Source organism: Actinotignum inguinis (genome assembly GCF_051265835.1).
In the GTDB taxonomy this organism is placed as follows: Bacteria; Actinomycetota; Actinomycetes; order Actinomycetales; family Actinomycetaceae; genus Actinotignum; species Actinotignum timonense.
Map to the genome: position 1 here is coordinate 21,481 of NZ_JBOZDP010000007.1, position 17,857 is coordinate 39,337.

The following is a 17,857-nucleotide window of genomic DNA, read 5'->3' on the forward strand; positions in this document are numbered from 1 at the left end:
CCAGTTCTCCATACTACGCGGAAAAGCTTGGCTAGTGCAAGGTATCCGGGCTGAAATCGGAGTGGCGTGAGCCCCGTTCTCACGGGGCGTTGCGGGCGGTTCAGCGAGCCTGCAGGGAAGCTGTTGCGGGCCGTTCGCGTGAACCGCTGTCAACCGTTCTAGTGGGCTGCCTCACGCCAATTGGGGCCGTAGCCCACCCCGACGGAGAGGGGTACCCGCAGCTGGGCAGCCCCGGCCATTTCCCGGCGCACAATCTCCTCCGCGGCCTCGTGCTCGCCGGGCGCTACTTCCAGCACCAGTTCGTCATGAACCTGGAGGAGGACTCGGCTGCGCAACCCGGCTTCACGCAGGGCTTCCACCACCGCCACCATGGCGATCTTGATAATATCCGCGGCGCTGCCCTGTATAGGCGCATTGAGGGCCATCCGCTCGGATGCTTCGCGCAGCTGGCGGTTCGTGGAGCGCAGTTCCGGCAGGTAGCGCCGCCGCCCCAGCAGGGTTTGGGTATAGCCATCTTCGCGGGCTTTCACCACGAGGGAATCGAGGTAATCACGTACTTTCCCGAAGCGCGCAAAATAGGTGTCCATGAGCTCTTGGGCATCGTGGGCAGAAATATGGAGCTGGCGGGAAAGCCCGTAGGCGGAGAGCCCGTAGGCCAGGCCGTAGCTCATCGCTTTAATACGGGAGCGCTGCTGGCTACTCACCTCGTTTTCGGGAATCCCGAAGACGAGGGAGGCCACCGAAGAATGCAGGTCTTCGCCTTCATTAAAGGCGGTGATAAGAGCTTCATCACCGGAAAGCGAGGCCATAATCCGCATTTCAATCTGGGAGTAATCCGCGGTCATAAGTGCCGCATAGCCCTCCGAGGGGATAAAGGCGGAGCGGATTTGAAGCCCTTCGGACGTACGCGCGTGAATATTCTGGAGATTCGGATCCGTGGAGGAGAGTCGCCCGGTGGCGGCCACCGCCTGCTGGTAGGTGGTGTGGATTTTTCCATCCGCTCGGGTATTGCGCTGCAAGCCTTCCACGGATTGCCGTAATTTAATGGCGTCGCGGTGCTCGAGGAGCGCCCCGAGGAATTGGGTTCCGGCCACCGCCTTATCATCTTCCCGGGGTGCGATACGCACGGCAAGATCAGCCAGCGCCTCCGCATTCGTGGTGTACCCGGATCTGGTTTTCCGGGTGGTGGGCAAGTCCAATTCGTCGAACAGCACCCCCTGGAGCTGCTTGGGGCTGGAGAGATTTACCTTGTGGCCAATGGCATCATAGGCAAGCCGCGCTGCGGCCTCCACCCGCCCGTCAAAATCCTTCCGGAGTTTTTCAAGGTAGGGACCGTCTACCGCAATCCCGGTGTCCTCCATGCGCGCGAGAGTGCGCGCCACATCCATTTCCAGGTCGAGCAGGGCACCATCTTCCCCGCGCTGCGTCAATTCTCCGAGTAATTTCTCAGACAGTGGGCCAAGGAGCGCAGCGCGTGCCGCCAACGGGTCAGCCTGCCCGTCCAGTCCGGGCAGCACTCCCCCGTCCCCCAAATCAACACCGAGGTGGCGCAGCGCCAGGTCACCGAGGTCATAGCTGCGCTGATCGGGATAGAGAAGGTAAGCACACAGTACGGTATCCCGTACGACGCCGCGCAATTCGGCACCCTGCCCGCGTACCCGATGCCAGGCTTCTTTGGCGCCGTGCACCACTTTCGGGGCATCCGATTCCAGCCAGGCCCGCACCTGGGCGGTGTCCTCTTCGTTCATGGTGTGCGTATCGAGAAGCAGGGCCGCGTGGGCCGTGCCAATCGCCATTGCCTCCACGCGCCCCGCACCCGGGCTGGCCGGCCCGGCGATGTCGAGGCCAAAGAACGGGGCGTCGGCGTGCTGGTCAAGCCACGCGCGTACCCCGGAGGTGGTGATTTCCAGGCCGGCAAGAGTAAATCCGGCCGGCGCATCGGATTCAGATGCGCCGTCGCGCGACGGTAATTCGGTGAGGACACGCCCGCGCAAGGTATCAAAATCGAGGGTGTCGAAGAGTTCGTGCAATGCTTCCCGCTCCACTCCACGCGGGCGGAATTCCTCGAGGTTCTCCCCTATGGGAAGGTCACGCACGAGGGTGTTGAGGGAGCGATTCTGGCGGACTTGATCCAAGTGCTCGCGCAGGGAGGCCCCCACTTTTCCACCGATGTCGTCAGCGCGGGCGAGGATGGAGTCGAGGTCACCGTAGTTCGCGAGCCATTTCGCCGCGGTTTTCGGGCCGACCCCGGGCACGCCGGGAATATTATCGGCACCCTCCCCCACGAGTGCGGCCAGGTCAGCGTACCGTTCCGGGCGTACCCCGGTTTTCTTTTCGATACCTGCCGGGTCGAGGACCTGCATGGTCGAGCGCGGCATGGGATAGAGCACTGTGGTGTGCTCATCAACGAGCTGGTAGGAGTCTTTATCACCTGAGGCGATATACACATCCGCGCCGTGTTCCACCGCCCGGCGTGAGAGGGTGGCGATAATATCGTCGGCTTCGTAATCTTCGTAGGTGAGCCAGCTGATTCCGCAAACATCAAGGACGCTTTTAATAACATCAATTTGCCCGGCGAATTCCACCGGGGTGGGGGCCCGGCCCGCTTTGTAATCGGGATAGACGCGGGTGCGGAAAGTTCCTCCCGGCAGGTCAAAGGCCACGGCAATGTAATCGGGGTGGTAGTCGCCAATGATTTTCAGGAGGGTGGAAAGGAACCCGTAAACGGCGTTGGTGTACTGCCCGCGATCGGTGAGGAAGTTCTCCGCCCGCAGGGCGTAGAAGGCACGGAACGCCATAGAATGGCCATCAACAAGAAGGAATTTTTCGTCACTCACCCCTCTAGCCTACGCGAGATAGCAAACAGGCGCCCACCGGTTTTCCGGTGAGCGCCTGCTGGCTGAAAGCGTGTTCGGGTTCCTCAACGCGTATTCGCGGTTCGTACTGCGGGTTCCGCAGCGCGTGTGCGCCGCTTCCGCTACGAGTTCGGCGGGTGCACGCTGCGGGGGCGCAAGCTTAGTGCTTCCCGCCTACCTGTTCGATAACGGCATCGGCCACTTCGCGCATGGTCAGGCGCCGATCCATGGACGTCTTTTGAATCCAGCGGAAAGCTTCCGGTTCGGTCAGGCCCATCTGCGATTCCAGCAGCCCCTTGGCCCGATCCACCCGCTTACGGGTTTCAAATTGTTCGGCCATGGTGGACACTTCGTTTTCCAGAGCTTCGATTTCCTGGTTCCGCGAAACCGCGATTTCCACCGCCGGGATGAGATCAGCGGGCGTGAAGGGCTTGACCACATAGGCCATCGCCCCGGCATCGCGGGCACGTTCCACCAGGTCACGCTGGGAATAAGCGGTGAGCATCACAATAGCGACGCGGTGTTCTTCCAGGATGCGGTCCGCGGCGGTGATGCCGTCCATGCCGGGCATCTTCACGTCCATGACAATAAGATCCGGTTCGAGTTCGCCGGCCAGTTCGATAGCGGATTCGCCATCGCCAGCTTCCCCGACAACCTCATACCCGGCATCTTCCAGTGTTTCAACGATATCGAGGCGAATGAGAGTTTCGTCTTCAACGACAAGAACCCGAATGGCTTCTTTGTTCTCCGCGGATTGCCCCGCTGTGCCCTTGGCCATCATGACCCCTTCGACCGGCATGCCGGATAGATTGAACCAAATTTACTGCGTGCGATGTTGCACCTGCATCCACACCGAAGTGTTCTCTGACCCTTGAGAGATTGATGACCGGCAACGGGAATTCACGCGCCCCTTACCATGCTGTCAGACCACGCGGTGCAGAGCAAACACCAGGCCAGAGATTCCCAGCTAACTTCAAGGTTATTGCCTTCAAGCTTATCGCCGCGGTGCTCCCGGAGGGACTCGAACCCTCACGCCTTGCGGCGCTGCATTTTGAGTGCAGTGTGTCTACCAATTCCACCACAGGAGCTTGTGCATCTGCCGATACTACCAGCGGGAGAGCCCGGATCGCCCGGATCACCGCGGGTTATTGTGCAAACGCAGAGAATATTTCACCATACCCGCCACCAAATTTCAAATGGGGCGACGCGGAGGCGATTGGAACGGCGGTGGGTGCCCACCCGGATTATTCCGAGCGGGCACCCACCCGCCTATCCACTGTTCAATGATGTACCGCTGTGTCCGTGGACACGGCAGCACCTAGGAGAACACGAGCCTGCCGGATTTAGGCAACGCCCGTTTCTTCACCGATCTTGTGAACCCGCAGGGTGTTGGTGGAACCAGCCACGCCCGAGGGCATACCGGCCACGATCACCACGCGGTCACCAACCTGGGCGCGGCCCAGTTCGAGGAGGCGATCCTCCACCTGCTGCACCATTTCGTCAGTGGTGGCGGCGGAGTGATCCACCGTGTAGGTTTCGCTACCCCACAGAACGGCGAGCTGGTTGCGTACCTTCTCCGAAGGAGTGAAGTTGATGATCGGCAGGCGCGAGCGGTTGCGAGCCACGCGGCGGGCGGTGTGCCCGGTTTCCGTGAAGACCACAACTGCCTTGACACCCAGGGCCTCACCGATATCCAGAGCGGAGCGGGTAAGAACACCGTTGCGGGTGCGATGCAGGGAGGAGAGCTGCGGGATCTGCTCCAGGCCGTGTTCCTCCGTGTAGGAAACGATGGAGGCCATGGTCTTCACGCACTCAATCGGGTAGAGACCCACCGAGGTTTCCCCGGAAAGCATCACGGCATCCGCACCGTCCAGGATGGCGTTAGCGCAGTCAGAGGCCTCAGCGCGGGTGGGCCGCGGGTTCTGGATCATGGATTCGAGAACCTGGGTGGCCAGAATAACCGGCTTGGCACGCTTGCGGGCCAGGGAAATGGCTTCCTTCTGCACCAGCGGAACCTGCTCGAGGGGCAGTTCCACGCCGAGGTCGCCGCGGGCGACCATAATGCCGTCGAAGGCCTGGACGATGTCGTCCAGGTTGGCCACGGCCTGCGGCTTTTCGATCTTGGCAATAACGGGGAGGTGAATACCCTCTTCGTCCATAATGCGGTGGACGTCATCAATATCCTTGGCGTCACGCACAAAGGACAGCGCGATGAGATCCGCACCGTAGTTGAGGCCCCAGCGCAGGTCCTCTTCGTCCTTTTCGGACATGGCGGGAACGGACACCGCCACGCCGGGGAGGTTAATACCCTTGTTATTGGAAACGGGGCCGGGGACTTCTACGCGGGTGACCACGTCAGTGCCGTCCACAACTTCCACGACGCGCACGGAGACCTTACCGTCGTCAATCAACAGCACATCGCCGGGATTGCAATCGCCAGCCAGGCCCTTGAAGGTGGTGGAGCAGATTTCCTTCGTGCCGGGGATATCGCGGGTGGTAATGGTGAAGGTATCGCCCACGTTCAGCTGGACCGGGCCTTCGGCGAAACGGCCGAGGCGGATCTTGGGGCCCTGCAAATCAACGAGCACCGCGACCGGGGTACCCAGTTCCTTCGCGGCGGCACGCACATTATCAATGCGCTTTTCGTGTTCTTCATGCGAACCGTGGGAAGCGTTAATACGCGCCACGTTCATGCCGGCTTTAACAAGTTCAAGGATTTGATCGTAGGTATCCGTAGCCGGACCCAACGTACACACAATTCTAGCTCTACGCATGTTTCCTATCTTACCCGAGGGCCCTGTTTCCCCATCGGGACTCATGGCACTCGTCCTGGTAAATATGCACCGTTATAAGCCCCGCTCGCGGAGCTCATCTTTACGCTAGCGCACGGCTCGCCCAGCGGCTTCACCCGTTCACTGAGCGGTTACCCACCTCCGGTTCGGATTCGCTTGACGCGGCGGAATCGCCTGTGCTTGCGGCCCCGGAAGTTTCCGTTTTTTCGGGTACGACGGCGGCCTGGCCGGCTGCGGCGTCGTCGTTCTGTGACACATCAGTTCCTTCAGTTTCCGGTTCCGGGCGGGCCCGCAACCACACGTGATCGCGAGAAGAATCACGCAGGTAGGCGCGCCGCAAGATAACGAGAGCGATGATTCCGCCGAGCAACACGAGCAGCGACGTCCATACATTGAGACGCAAACCGGCCACGAGGTGCGCCGGGTCGATCCGCAAGTTTTCGATCCAGACTCTGCCGAGGGTGTACACGATCACATACGTGGCGAAAAGCTGCCCGGCGACCAGGTGGAAGCGTTTTTCGAGGAGAAGAAGTACGACGGCGCCACCCAGGCACCACAGCGATTCGTAGAGGAAGGTGGGGTGGAAGAGCTGCTCGGGTGGGAAGCCCGCGGGGCGGTACGCCGCATCAACCTGCAAGCCCCAGGGCAGTGAAGTGGGCCCGCCGAAGAGTTCTTGGTTGAAGTAGTTACCCAGGCGGCCGATGGCCTGGGCGATGAGGAGACCCGGGGCGAGGGCGTCGGCGAAGGGAAGCAGGCGCACCCCGTTGCGGCGGCACCCGATCCAGGCACCCACGCCACCCAGAGCCACCGCACCCCAGATTCCCAGGCCACCGCCGCGCAGGTCGAAGACGCGCCACGGGTCACGGCCCGGGCCGAAATAAAGCTGGTAGTCGGTGATGACGTGGTAGAGCCGCCCGCCGATAATCCCGAAAATCACCGCCCACAGCGCGATGGAGAGCGTGACATCGCGGGTGGCACCTTTGGCCACGTAGCGCCGTTCCGTGAGGGCGTAGGCAACGATAATGCCGATGACGATGGCGATCGCGTAGAACTTAATGGAGAGGGAAAATGCGGAGGTCTCAAAAAGCACCCATTCGGAATGCTCGGGAGCTGGAATAGCTGTTGGAATCATCGTGTCTCTTCCTGTCCGGGGGCGTGGGGCGGGTGCCCGAGCCCGGGTGCCTGAGCGGTACCTTCGATTGCGTTAGCTGAGAGTTCGGCCGTGCTAGTAGCCGTGTGCTGGGCCGTGCTAGCCGTGCCTTCAGCCACGTGTGCGGTCCGTTTTGCCATAAGTAGCGCGGCCGGGTGCCGGCCCGCGGTAGCCATGCTAGCCAGCAAACCGGCCGGGTCTGCTGTTTCAAGCAGGGCCCGCCCTACAATAACGCAGCCGGCGCCGTGGCGCGCCGCGGTGAAAACATCGCAGGGATTGCGCACCCCGCGCCGCACCACCCGCACGCAGGTGTAGGGCAGCGCCTCGAAAAGCTGCGGATAATCGGTGGCGGAGCGCGAATCTGCGATAACGACGCGCGCCGCGCAGGCCATTGCGCGCGCTACGTCACTTTCGGATTCCACTTCCAGGCAGGGTTCCATCCCGAGGGACCGCGCGCGTTCCACTAGGGCCTCAAGTTCCACATCTGTGAGAATTCGCGGGGTGAGCGAGACGGCATCCGCTCCCGCCGCGCGGGCCCGCAGGAGTTGCACCGCGGAAACGGTGACATCGCGGTAGAGCAGCGGCCCTACCCCGAGGGCGCGGGCCAGGCGCAACGCGGGCAAACCGAGCCCACCGGGAATCACCGGGGCGGTTACCGAGATGGCGGCTGCTCCCCCACTGCTCAACGCCTGCGCGAAGGCCTCCAGCTGCGCGGGAGCCGGTACGGGACTGCCGCCGAGGCTGCGGATTTCCCCGATCACCCCGATGGGGCGTTGCGGGCTGGGCGCGAGGGCGCGGTAGAACTCGCGCGGTGCCGGGGCCGCCTGGGCGGCATGCCGCAGCGCATCACGTTCCCGGTCCGGGACCTGCCTGGCGGCGGCCCGCACCCGCTGTGCTACCTCATCAATAAACCACGCCACTGTGCCTCCCGGTGTCGGTGAGCTTCGCTCCGCGTGCTGGTTATGACATAGAGTACCCGCACGGTGTGACAAAAAATGACGCAGGAACGGGTGGCACCCATGAAAGAGAGTAAAGAGGGCCTGGACCTCCTCGCGGGCCTGGTATTTCGCGGGAAAGGCCGGCGAGTTTACGGCATCGATGGGCGGAGCGGATCCGGGAAAACCCAGCTATCGTGGGCCCTTGCGGCGCGGTTGCGCGAGGGCGGGCTGGCGGTTGAGATTCTCGAGGTGGAGCGTTTCGTACCCGGCTGGGATGGCTTGGCCCGGGGCACGGAGCGGGTAGCCCACGATATTCTGGAACCGTTTCTGCGGGGCGAGGGAGCACGGGTGGCTCCGTGGAATTGGTATCTGAGCTGCTACGATGCACCGGTCGCGGTGCCGGGGGATGCGCGCTGCGAGGTGCTGCTGCTGGAGGGGTGCGGAGCGGCTTCCGCGGCCTGCGCGCCGCTGTGCACGGCCACGATCTGGATGGAATGTGAGGATTCTCTCCGGCGGGAGCGGGTGCGGGAGCGCGAGGGTGACCCGAGTGGCTGGTGGGATAGGTGGGCTTCCCAGGAGGCTGCGCTCGTGAGCGAAAGAGATGCCCCGGCCCTAGCAGACGCGGTAGCGCGCTGGGATGCGGGGCAGCTGCACGTGGAGATGCGCGGTTGCTAGGCCGCGGTCGCGGCACTCTTCCGGTGACGCGCTAGGAGCCGCGTGCAGCGACGCGAGCTTGAGCGCGTACGGCGAAACGAGCTTTAGGCCCCGCCGGCGCGAAGCTGGGTGAGCGCCCGGCCCGTCGCCAAAATATCAACGATGGCGACCAGGTCGCTATCCCCGCGGGCCTGACTTGCCGGAATCAGAATCATGACGCGTGAACCTACCCGCTGATCAACCAGGCCTTTGCGCATCCCGTCCATCAGATCGCCCATGGCGGCACGCACCGGCCCGGAGGTCCAGCTGGAATCGACCGTTTGGCCATTCGGATCCACGAGGAAGTAGTTGAGCACAAGCTCATCCGAGGCGGCTACCTGCTCCCCGCGCCCGAGCACGAGGGGAACCACCGCGAATTCCGGGATGGGCCCGCCGCCCCCGGTGAGCACGGGCGCTACGCCTTCTCCGCTGGCCAGGCCCGGCATTCCGGCCGGTGGCGTAGCGGGCGGCGGAGCTGCGTCCCCGCGCGCATTTGTGTAGAGAATATCGACGACGACGATTTCTACCGCTCCCGGGTCTCCGGCCACCAATTCTTCCCGCTGAATCAGCAGGCGGCTTCCTTCCCGCTGCCCGGCGAGGTAGGGAGCCAGCTCCCCTACCCCTGCCTTGCTCACGGTGGCCAGGGTTATCCCGCCGGTGGCGAAACCTTCCACGGGTGCCTCGGTACGCGAGTCGAAGGAAGTGATACGGGCGAGTACCGGGCTGCCTTCCGCCAGTTCCACCCCGTCTCCCGGGCTGAGGACCTCCTGGCGGACCCCGTCCACGTGGAGGTTCCCTTCCACGGAGATGGTCACGGGTGCCCCGAAAGCGCCTGTGACATCCACGCTTCCGGGGGTGCCGGGCTCGCGGTGGCCGCTACAGCCCGCTAACGCGGTAGCGGCCACCGCCAATCCAGCCAGCAGCGCTCGGTACTTCAGGTGGGGTGTCACGCGGTGATCTCCTCGATAAGCGCCTCGACCTCGGCGTTTTCAGTGGCGAGTGGGTCGTTGAGGACCACACTGGAATTGCCATTGGCCTCCATGAGGCGCAGGGTGGACCAGTCCACCGCCACATCGCGCCGGGCTTGCCGCGCCGCACTCAGGAAACGCCCGCGCAGCACGGCCCGGGTGCTGCGCGGCGGGTCCGTCATCGCCGCGGTAGCGCGTTCGGGGGTGATAACGCGGCGCAGGAGCCCGGATTCTTCCATCCGGTCGCGCAACCCACCTTCGGTGATATCGTGATACGCCAAATCGAGGCGTGCCACCCGGGCATCGCAGAGTTTCGCCCCGGTGCGTTCCCGGTAGCGAGTGAGGAGGGCGAGTTTAGCGGCCCAGTCGATTTCGGTGGCAATAGGGCTGGGATCGCGGTGTTCCACCGCTGTAATAGCGCGCTCCCACAGCTCGAGGAGGTAGCGCCGGGTGGGGTCAAGTTCCGCCAGGTAGCCTTTCCGATCCAGGTGGTTCATCGCGGCTTCATACATCCGCTGCTGCACCGAAATCGGGTCGGTGAGTCCGCCGCTGGCAAGTTCCAGATTGGCCCGCCCGGATAGGTCCGCGCCGGTGATCCGGATGGCGTGCATGGGATCGGCGAGTTCCAGATCGGGAAGAATCGCGCCTTCTTCCACGAGGGTGAGGAGGGCTTCGGTGGCCGCGACTTTGAGGCCGGTTGTCGCCTGGGAAATATTGGAATCCCCCACGATAACGTGCATGCGCCGGTAGAGTTCCGCATCGGCGTGGGGTTCATCGCGGGTATTGATCATGGGCCGCGACCGCGTGGACGCCGAGGAGATCGCCTCCCACATCTGGTGGGAGCGCTGAGAGAATTCGTAGCGGACCTGCCCGTCTTCCCCGCGGTGCAGGCTTCCGGCTCCCGCCACGATTTGCCTGGTCACAAAGAAGGGGATGAGCCGGGCGATGCGCTGGCGATAGTCCGGGCGCCGGTGCACCATGTAGTTTTCGTGACACCCGAAGGAATGCCCTTCGGAATCAACATTGTTTTTCAGGAGGTGGATGGCCCCGGGGACGCCGTCGTCGTTTAATTTCTCATTGGCGCGCTTGGCGAGCCGCGCGAAAATGAGTTCGCCGGCGCGGTCATGGGCGAGGAGATCGTCGATATTATCGCATTCGGCGGTGGCGTATTCCGGGTGGGCGCCCACATCCAGGTAGAGGCGTGAGCCGTTTTCGAGGAACGTGTTTGTGGACCGATGCGCGGCGAGCACCGGCGCGAAAAGCCGCTGGGCGGATTCTTCGGCATCCAGCGGTGGGCGTGTTCCGCGCCGGGCCGCGCAGGTGATTCCGTACTCGGTCTCGATGCCCATAACGCGACGGGGTATCACTGTCCGCCTTTCTGCACGAAGCCCTGCACGAAGGAGGACGCATTGCTTTCCAGCACGGCGTCGATATCGTCGAGCAGCGCGTCGATACCAAAATCTTGGTTTTGGGCCTGCGGGGCTTCCACTTCGGTGTTTTCTTCCTGGCGGCGCTGGGGCTGCAGGAATTCTTGACTGGACATTTCTTCCTTCCTCTTTTCTGGTACTGGTGCGGATAGGTGCAGGCTGCGGGTGCATGCCGGCTGCGTGACCCGCCCGAATGCGTTACCGGCCCGGGCCCGCCTAAGTAGTCACGTGACCGGGCCTAACGCAGGCCGTAGCCGGGCGGCAGGTGCCGGCCCCGGTCCGCCTACGATCCCGCCGCGGTGAGCGCGGCAATGACCTCGTCAATCGTGTGGGCGCCGGCCAGGGTTGCCCCCAGGGCCGCTTCGTTCGCACCGTTAGGATCGGGCAGGCTGAGGCGGTGGAGCTGGCCGGCGCTATTACGCAGCACCGCACTCGACCAACTTGCCGCGGCCACGTGTTCGGAGAAGCGGGAGATGAGCTGGCCGCGCAGATACGCGCGCGTCGAACCCGGTGCCTGCAGCGCCGCCGTGGCGATCTCCGCTTCGGAGAAGAGTTCCTCCACCCGCCCGGCTCCCCGCAGTTTCGCCACGATGGAGCGCTCGGGGCGCAGATCATGCCATTGGACGTCGAGGGCGCGCAGCTTATCCGAATCCCAGCTGCCCCCGCCGCGTTCGCGTAATTCATTGAGGATCTGGTATTTCGCCACCCATTCCACCTGGGATGCGGCAGAGAAAATATCACGCGAAAGCAGGTCCAGCACGCTTTGCCACCGCTCGAGAATTTCGGCAGTATCGCCGTCCACCTCACCGCGTTCGTCCAGCGCATCACGGACCGCGTCCAGGTAGATCTGCTGAATCTCCAGGGCGGTACGCGGTTCTCCTTCATGCACCTCAAGTTTGGTGCTGAGGCTCGGGTCCTGGGAGACCGTCCAGGTGAGGGGCACCGGACTATCCATAATCACGGATTCCAGCCCGAGGGGCACCGCGTCCTGTTCGAGCATCCACAGCACCAGCGAGGTGGTTCCCACTTTGAGCAGGATAGAGACATCGAATTGGTTGGCGTCTCCCCCGATGACGTGCAGGCGCCGGAAGCGCTCCGCGGCCGCATGCGGTTCATCGCGAGTATTGATAATGGGCCGATTGAAGGTAGTTTCCAGCCCGACGTCATTTTCCACGTAGTCGGCGCGCTGCGAAATCTGGAAACCGGGTTGTTCCGAACGCGGGCCGAGCCCCACGCGCCCGGTACCGCATAGGATCGGCCGGGTCACGAAGAAAGGCGTGAGGTAGCGGATGATTTCCGTGAAGGGCAGCGCCCGATCAACCAGGTAGTTTTCGTGCGAGCCGTAGGCCGCGCCTTTCCCGTCCACATTGTTTTTGTAGATCGCGAATTCGCGCCCGCCTTCGCGCAGCAGTTCTATTCCGCGCCGCGCGATGAGTTCACCGGCACGGTCCCAGAGCACGGCTTCCCGCGGGGTCGCGGTTTCCGGCGAGGAATATTCCGGATGGGCATGATCAACGTAGAGGCGCCCGCCGTTGGTGAGAACCGCGTTCGCGGCGCGCGGGCGGCGCAGCTCTGCGTCGTCGTCCGTTATAGGTGCGACGACGACGCCAGCTGGCGGGGCGGGATTCTCCGGATCATCGGTGAGTTGAGAAGGGTCCGCCTCCTCCCGGCTCATCCGGAAACCGCGGGCGTCATTGAGAGGATCCTCCCCGGTGTAATCCCAGGCCACCGGGCCGTGCGTGCCGGCCCCTGCCCCGGCGTGCCCGTAGCTTTCTACGAAATCGGCCGAAAGTACCACGGGATTGGCCCGCAGGTCGGCGGGTTCCATAATCCCGAATTCTGTTTCCAGGCCGATGACTCGACGTGCTGTCACCGTGGTTCCTCCCCCGTGTGCTGATGTGCGGATGCTGCGTTCGTAATCGCGTGAGGTGCGGGATCGGCCTGACCTGCCGCTTCAGCCCGGCACGTCGAATCGCTCTGGCGCGGACGCACCGCCACGATCCGCTCCCCGCGGTTTTTACCATTGACTTTGGCCCATTCATCCGGATTGGAAATCTGGTCCAAGTCCGAGCTATCGCGGGCTTCGGCATGCACGGCAGCGATAGCATGCTCCGCGGTAATCCCACGCACCCCGGTGGTCAAATACGTTTTGATAGCTGCTTTTTTCGCGCGATCAACGATGCCGGCCAGGAGAGCCCCGGAAACGAAATCGGCAAGATAAAGAGTTTCTTTCCGCCCCGAAGCATAGGTGACATCAACGAAGCGGTTCTCCGGGGATGCCTCGAAAACCTTATCCGCGATGAGGCGGGCCAGGTGGGCCGCGGCCCCCGCCCCGCCGCCGTAGGCTGCAATATCAGCTGGCGCGTAGGGCAGCTCGGGGGTGAGGTACTTGGAGAGAATATCCACGCTCCCCGCATAATCGGGGCGTTCGACCCGGATTTTCACGTCAAGCCGGCCGGGCCGCAAAATGGCCGGGTCGATCATATCTTCCCGGTTGGAAGCACCAATAACGATGACATTGGAGAGTTGCTCCACCCCGTCAATTTCAGCGAGGAGCTGGGGCACCACGGTTGTTTCCACATCGGAAGAAACCCCGGAACCGCGGGTGCGGAAAAGGGCTTCCATTTCGTCGAAGAAAATGACAACGGGGATACCCGAGGAGGCCCGGTCCCGGGCCCGGGAAAAGATTTCGCGGATCTGGCGTTCGGTTTCCCCCACGTATTTATCGAGGAGCTGCGGGCCCTTGATATTGAGGAAGTAGGAGGAAGCTTTGGCTACCCCTTGGGCACGCGCGGCATTCTCCGCGAGGGAGGTGGCCACCGCTTTCGCGATCATGGTTTTCCCGGTTCCCGGAGGGCCGTACAGCAAAATTCCCTTGGGCGGGCGCAGGCCGTGCTCTCGATAGAGGTCGGGTTGCTGGAAGGGTAATTCGATACTGTCGCGGATTTCCTCAATCTGAGCATCCAAGCCGCCAATATCCGCATAGGAAACATCCGGGACTTCTTCGAGCAGCAGGTGCTCGACATCCGGGCGCTCTACCTTTTCTACCAGGAACCCGGTTTTCAGGTCCGCCATGCAGGTATCCCCGACCCGCAGTTTCCCGGCCGAGAGTTTCCCGCCGATGCGCAGCACTTTTGTTTCGTCCGCGTGCACCCGCACGAGCACCCGCTGGGGATCCAGCACGAGTTCGACAGCAACGAGCTGCCCGGTATTTTCGTAGCCTCCAATGCCGACGACCACGAGTTCTTCATTGAGGCGTACTTCTTGGCCGGGGCGCAATTGTTCCAAAGCAACATACGGAGAAACAGCTACGTTCATTTTTCGGCCGCCCACGAGGGCGTCAATGGAATGATCGGAGGAATGCCCGCGAATAAAGGTGGCGAAAGTAGCCGGAGGCCGGGAGAGGGAATCAAGTTTCTCCCCCAATTCCTGGATGCGTTTCCGGGCGGCGACCAGCGAGGTGGAGAGCCTTTCATTTTTCTCACGCAAGGACGCGATTTCGGCAAGAGCCGCGCTCGACTCCGATGTGCTCATGGCTTCCTTTCTGATCGTCCCCTTATTCTAGGACAGGCCTACCTTACCGCCCACCCCGGGATATAGCATCCCCGGTGCCCTCACGGTTAGGTCACTAGTCCTCAAAGTGCTGTGCCGGCTCCGCTGCCCGCCACTTTTCCGCGTACCCCGCTTCCGCGCCTTGCCGCTGTTTTTCGGCGTACCGAGGCTCTTCGCCCTGCCGCCGCTTTTCGGCTTCACGTTCGGCGATTTCCGCCGCGATTTTCTCAGCTATCTGGCGGGAATGTTCTCCCGGGGTGGATACCCCGCTTTCTTCCACATCGGCCCGGTGCGCTAGATCACGGCGGACTTTACGAAGTTTCTTTTCCGCAATCGGGCGTTCCTGGAGCGGTTCAGCTTCCGGGTTTTCCCAGGGCATGGGTTCGGCGTAGGCGCCCTTGGCCGGGCGGGATGCCGGAGTGAGCTGGGTGGGCCCGGCTAGGCGGCGCGCCATAATAAGGAAGCCGGTATGCGCGACCATCCGGTGATCGGGGCGCACCGCGAGCCCCTCTAAATGCCAGTTGCGCACCAGTGTTTCACTGGCTTCAGGGCCGGTGAAAAGTCCCGTTGCTTTGAGATCTTCGGCGCAGCGGGAGAGCTGCGTCGTCGTTGCAACGTAAGCGAGGAAAACCCCACCGGGGACCAAAGCCTGCGCGGCCGCCGGAATGATTTCCCAGGGAGCGAGCATATCGAGGATAACGCGATCAAAACCGGCCGGGTGAGCGGCCAAAATATCAGCCGCTTCCCCGCATTCCACCTGCCAGTTTTCCGGGTGGCTCCCCCACCAGGACACCAGGTTGGCCTGCGCGATCTCCGCGAATTCCGGGCGGCGTTCCGCGCTGAGAAGAAAACCTTGAGGGCCTACCGCTTGGAGCAGGGAAATGGAGAGAGCCCCGGAGCCGACCCCGGCCTCAAAAACCCGTGCCCCCGGATAAATATCCGCAGTGTGGGTGATTTGCGCCGCATCTTTCGGGTAGACAATGGTGGCGCCACGCGGCATGGAAAGCACGTAATCGCTCAGGAGCGGGCGCAGCGCGAGGAATTCACGGCCTTCTTCGGTGGTGATGAGGCTGCCTTCCTCTTTCCCGATGAGCTCGCTGTGGCGGAAAGAGCCGCGCGTGGACTGGAAATAGCCATCAACCGTGAGATTGATGGTGTAATGCCGCCCTTTGGGATCGGTGAGTTGCACGCGTTCACCGGGGCGGAAGGGGCCTCGTCGTAGTGTCATTCCTCCAGTGTAGTTTGTCCTTCCGGCAGATTTTTCTGTCGTAGCGAGTTGTTAAAGTGGAAGCATGACTCGTCACGCCGCACTATCACCATCACGTGCCAAAGATTTCAAGCAGTGCCCGCTGCTCTTCCGTTTCCGAAGTGTGGATCGCCTCCCGGAAGCGCCCTCCCTCGCCGCGCTGCGCGGCACCCTGGTGCATTCGGTTCTGGAGTACCTGTACGCCGCACCGCAGCAAGCCCGCACCGAAGAATACGCTCAGTCTCTCCTGCTGCCGCGTTGGGAGGCGCACCTGGAAAAGTCCCCGCAGGATGCGGATCTTTTTGAGTCGGCGGATGCGCTTTCGGAATGGCTGGAACAGGCTCGCGCGCTTATTAGCAATTATTTCCATATGGAGAATCCGCGGTTTTTGGCGCCGCGGGATCGGGAAAAATTCATCAATGCCCGCCTGCCCTCCGGTTTGGCCCTGCGCGGAATCGTGGATCGTATCGATGCGGCTCCCGATGGGGCCTTGCGGGTGGTGGATTATAAAACCGGGAAGTCTCCGCATCCGCGCTACCAGAACGAAGCTCTCTACCAGATGCGTTTTTATGCGCTGCTTTTGGAATTGACGGAAGGGCAGCGCCCGGCCCGCACTCAGCTTGTTTACCTCAAGGATGGGCGCACTCTCACCTATGATCCCCTCCCGGAAGATACCCGGCGTATCGCCATGGATCTGGAGGAAACCTGGCGGGATATTGCCGCGCGCCTGGATTCCGGGGAATTCGAACCGCGCACCTCCCGCCTGTGCGATTGGTGCTATTTCCAGCAGATCTGCCCGGCCTACGGCGGAACTCCCCCGCCGCTCAGCACGGAGGGGGTGGAGCAGATGCGCACGGCACATAGTTAGCGCATGCGCCCAGGGTGCATTGGCACAGCGAACGCCACATTGGATGCCGCTCGCGCTTGCCTGACGCACCTACCTCAGGCTCTGGCCCCCGATTAGTCGGAAAGTAACTGGATACCCAGGAGTGCATCCACCGCGCGCACCACTTGCGCCGCATCGGGTGCTCCGGATGCCGCCCACTCATCCAGGATGTGCAGGGCTTGCGGGGTGTCCAGGTCATCCGAAATAGCCTCGATGAGCGCCCGGCAGGTGGGAACCAGCTCAGACTCCGCGGCCGTATTATCGCCCGGCCCAGCGGCTGCGGACTTTCCGAGCGCGCTGCGGGCTGCCTGCTGCCAGGCTTCCAAGCGAGCTTCGGCCCGCTCAAGCGCACTCGCCTGGTATTCCCAATCGGAACGGTAATGATTGGCCAGGAGCACCAGGCGAATCGCGCTCGGATGCGCACCAGCAGCGGTCAGCTCCGAAACCCGGACCAGATTGCCCAGCGACTTGGACATTTTTTCACCCTGGTAGGCCACCATTCCCACGTGGAAGTGAATATCCACCCGGCCGCGGTCACCCGTCATCTCCCGCAAATGGCTTTCGCTCATCTCGTGGTGCGGGAAGAGCAGATCACGCCCACCAGCCTGCACGGTGATATGTTCACCCAGGTAGGTACGGGCTATCAGCGCGCATTCCACATGCCAGCCCGGCCGCCAGAACCCGGGCTTCTCCCCCGCCGGCCGGAAATCATTGCCACGCACGCCTTTCCACACCAGCGGGTCAAGGGTGCGGCGCTTACCTGGACGGGTGGAATCCCCACCGTGTTCATCGAACATCCGCTCCAGATCCAAGTACTCGAAAACAGGCGCGGCGGCGAAACTCGGATCGCGGGTGAGATCAACATAGATATCTTCCGAGCCGTCCCCATTGGGCAAACGGTACGCCAGTCCACGCGCCTCAAAATCGCGGACCACCGCCTCCGCCTCATCCAAAATCTCGGAGACCGCAATCCAGTTCCTGGGCGGAACAACCCGCAAAGCATCCATATCGGAACGGAAAAGCGCTACTTGAGAATCAGCTAGTTCGCGCCAATCCACCCGGGTTTGCTCCGCGCGTTCAAAAAGCGGGTCGTCAATATCCGTGATGTTTTGGGCGTAGTGAACCGGAAAGCCCGCGGCCAGCCAGTACCGCACCAGGGTATCGGCACTCACGTAAGTAAAAGCATGCCCCAGGTGAGTGGCATCGTAGGGTGTGATACCGCAGGTGTAGAGGGTAGGTTGCCGCGTTTCCACCCGGCAAATCTCCTCATTATCGGAATCGTACAGGTTGAGGTCCGGGGTGAACCCCAGCTGTGGTACCTCTGGGCGTGTCCAAGTCTCCATCTGGTTA

At 62.6% G+C, this 17,857-nt stretch carries 14 protein-coding genes and 1 tRNA gene; 2 read left to right on the plus strand and 13 right to left on the minus strand.

Annotated elements, in window-relative coordinates:
* Positions 1-158 precede the first annotated feature (158 nt).
* The 6 genes from polA to ACRQFC_RS05120 all read right to left on the minus strand — a co-directional run bounded on the left by polA (position 159) and on the right by ACRQFC_RS05120 (position 7,717).
* On the minus strand, positions 159-2,837 hold the full coding sequence (polA, locus tag ACRQFC_RS05095) for a DNA polymerase I (protein WP_284890178.1): 2,679 nt from the start codon (positions 2,835-2,837) through the stop codon (positions 159-161).
* Positions 2,838-3,015: 178 nt separating this feature from the next.
* Positions 3,016-3,633 (minus strand): ANTAR domain-containing response regulator, encoded by a 618-nt coding sequence (locus ACRQFC_RS05100; protein WP_284890213.1) that lies wholly within the window; start codon positions 3,631-3,633, stop codon positions 3,016-3,018.
* A gap of 228 nt (positions 3,634-3,861) precedes the next feature.
* Positions 3,862-3,943 (minus strand) — tRNA-Leu (locus ACRQFC_RS05105).
* A gap of 255 nt (positions 3,944-4,198) precedes the next feature.
* Positions 4,199-5,629: a pyruvate kinase gene (pyk, locus tag ACRQFC_RS05110; protein ID WP_284890177.1), complete on the minus strand. Its 1,431-nt coding sequence runs from the start codon at positions 5,627-5,629 to the stop codon at positions 4,199-4,201.
* Between the two features lie 130 nt (positions 5,630-5,759).
* On the minus strand, positions 5,760-6,779 hold the full coding sequence (lgt, locus tag ACRQFC_RS05115; protein ID WP_284890176.1) for a prolipoprotein diacylglyceryl transferase: 1,020 nt from the start codon (positions 6,777-6,779) through the stop codon (positions 5,760-5,762).
* The gene (locus ACRQFC_RS05120; protein ID WP_284890175.1) at positions 6,776-7,717 is read right to left on the minus strand and encodes a hypothetical protein; all 942 of its coding nucleotides are present in this window, start codon (positions 7,715-7,717) and stop codon (positions 6,776-6,778) included. Before ACRQFC_RS05120 ends, lgt begins: the two co-directional genes overlap by 4 nt.
* Positions 7,718-7,816: 99 nt before the next feature.
* Here ACRQFC_RS05120 and ACRQFC_RS05125 point away from each other — a divergent pair, with 99 nt between their 5' ends.
* Positions 7,817-8,410, plus strand: a complete 594-nt coding sequence (locus ACRQFC_RS05125) for a nucleoside/nucleotide kinase family protein (RefSeq protein WP_435734650.1) — start codon at positions 7,817-7,819, stop codon at positions 8,408-8,410.
* Between the two features lie 83 nt (positions 8,411-8,493).
* Here the strand turns inward: ACRQFC_RS05125 and ACRQFC_RS05130 are convergent, their stop codons facing one another.
* The 6 genes from ACRQFC_RS05130 to ACRQFC_RS05155 all read right to left on the minus strand — a co-directional run bounded on the left by ACRQFC_RS05130 (position 8,494) and on the right by ACRQFC_RS05155 (position 15,603).
* Positions 8,494-9,378, minus strand: coding sequence for an FKBP-type peptidyl-prolyl cis-trans isomerase (locus tag ACRQFC_RS05130; protein ID WP_101594706.1), 885 nt, complete (start codon positions 9,376-9,378; stop codon positions 8,494-8,496).
* Positions 9,375-10,745 (minus strand): Pup--protein ligase, encoded by a 1,371-nt coding sequence (gene pafA, locus ACRQFC_RS05135; protein ID WP_101594704.1) that lies wholly within the window; start codon positions 10,743-10,745, stop codon positions 9,375-9,377. The genes ACRQFC_RS05130 and pafA overlap by 4 nt, the downstream gene beginning before the upstream one ends.
* Positions 10,746-10,759: 14 nt before the next feature.
* Positions 10,760-10,939 carry a ubiquitin-like protein Pup gene (locus tag ACRQFC_RS05140; protein ID WP_026429315.1) on the minus strand — a complete coding sequence of 60 codons (180 nt, stop codon included), beginning with the start codon at positions 10,937-10,939 and terminating at the stop codon, positions 10,760-10,762.
* Positions 10,940-11,106: 167 nt separating this feature from the next.
* Positions 11,107-12,696, minus strand: coding sequence for a depupylase/deamidase Dop (dop, locus tag ACRQFC_RS05145; protein WP_087070754.1), 1,590 nt, complete (start codon positions 12,694-12,696; stop codon positions 11,107-11,109).
* A complete protein-coding gene (arc, locus tag ACRQFC_RS05150; RefSeq protein ID WP_234984500.1) occupies positions 12,693-14,357 on the minus strand; it encodes a proteasome ATPase in 1,665 nt (554 codons plus the stop codon). The genes dop and arc overlap by 4 nt, the downstream gene beginning before the upstream one ends.
* Positions 14,358-14,451: 94 nt before the next feature.
* Positions 14,452-15,603 carry a tRNA (adenine-N1)-methyltransferase gene (locus ACRQFC_RS05155; protein ID WP_234984499.1) on the minus strand — a complete coding sequence of 384 codons (1,152 nt, stop codon included), beginning with the start codon at positions 15,601-15,603 and terminating at the stop codon, positions 14,452-14,454.
* A 64-nt stretch (positions 15,604-15,667) separates the two neighbouring features.
* Between ACRQFC_RS05155 and ACRQFC_RS05160 the strand changes: the two genes are divergently transcribed.
* On the plus strand, positions 15,668-16,489 hold the full coding sequence (locus ACRQFC_RS05160; RefSeq protein WP_026429313.1) for a RecB family exonuclease: 822 nt from the start codon (positions 15,668-15,670) through the stop codon (positions 16,487-16,489).
* 92 nt (positions 16,490-16,581) lie between these two features.
* On the opposite strand, the gene ACRQFC_RS05165 is transcribed toward ACRQFC_RS05160, so the two are convergent.
* Complete coding sequence (locus tag ACRQFC_RS05165) at positions 16,582-17,850, minus strand: hypothetical protein (RefSeq protein WP_087070753.1); 1,269 nt, start codon at positions 17,848-17,850, stop codon at positions 16,582-16,584.
* Between the last annotated feature and the right edge of the window lie 7 nt (positions 17,851-17,857).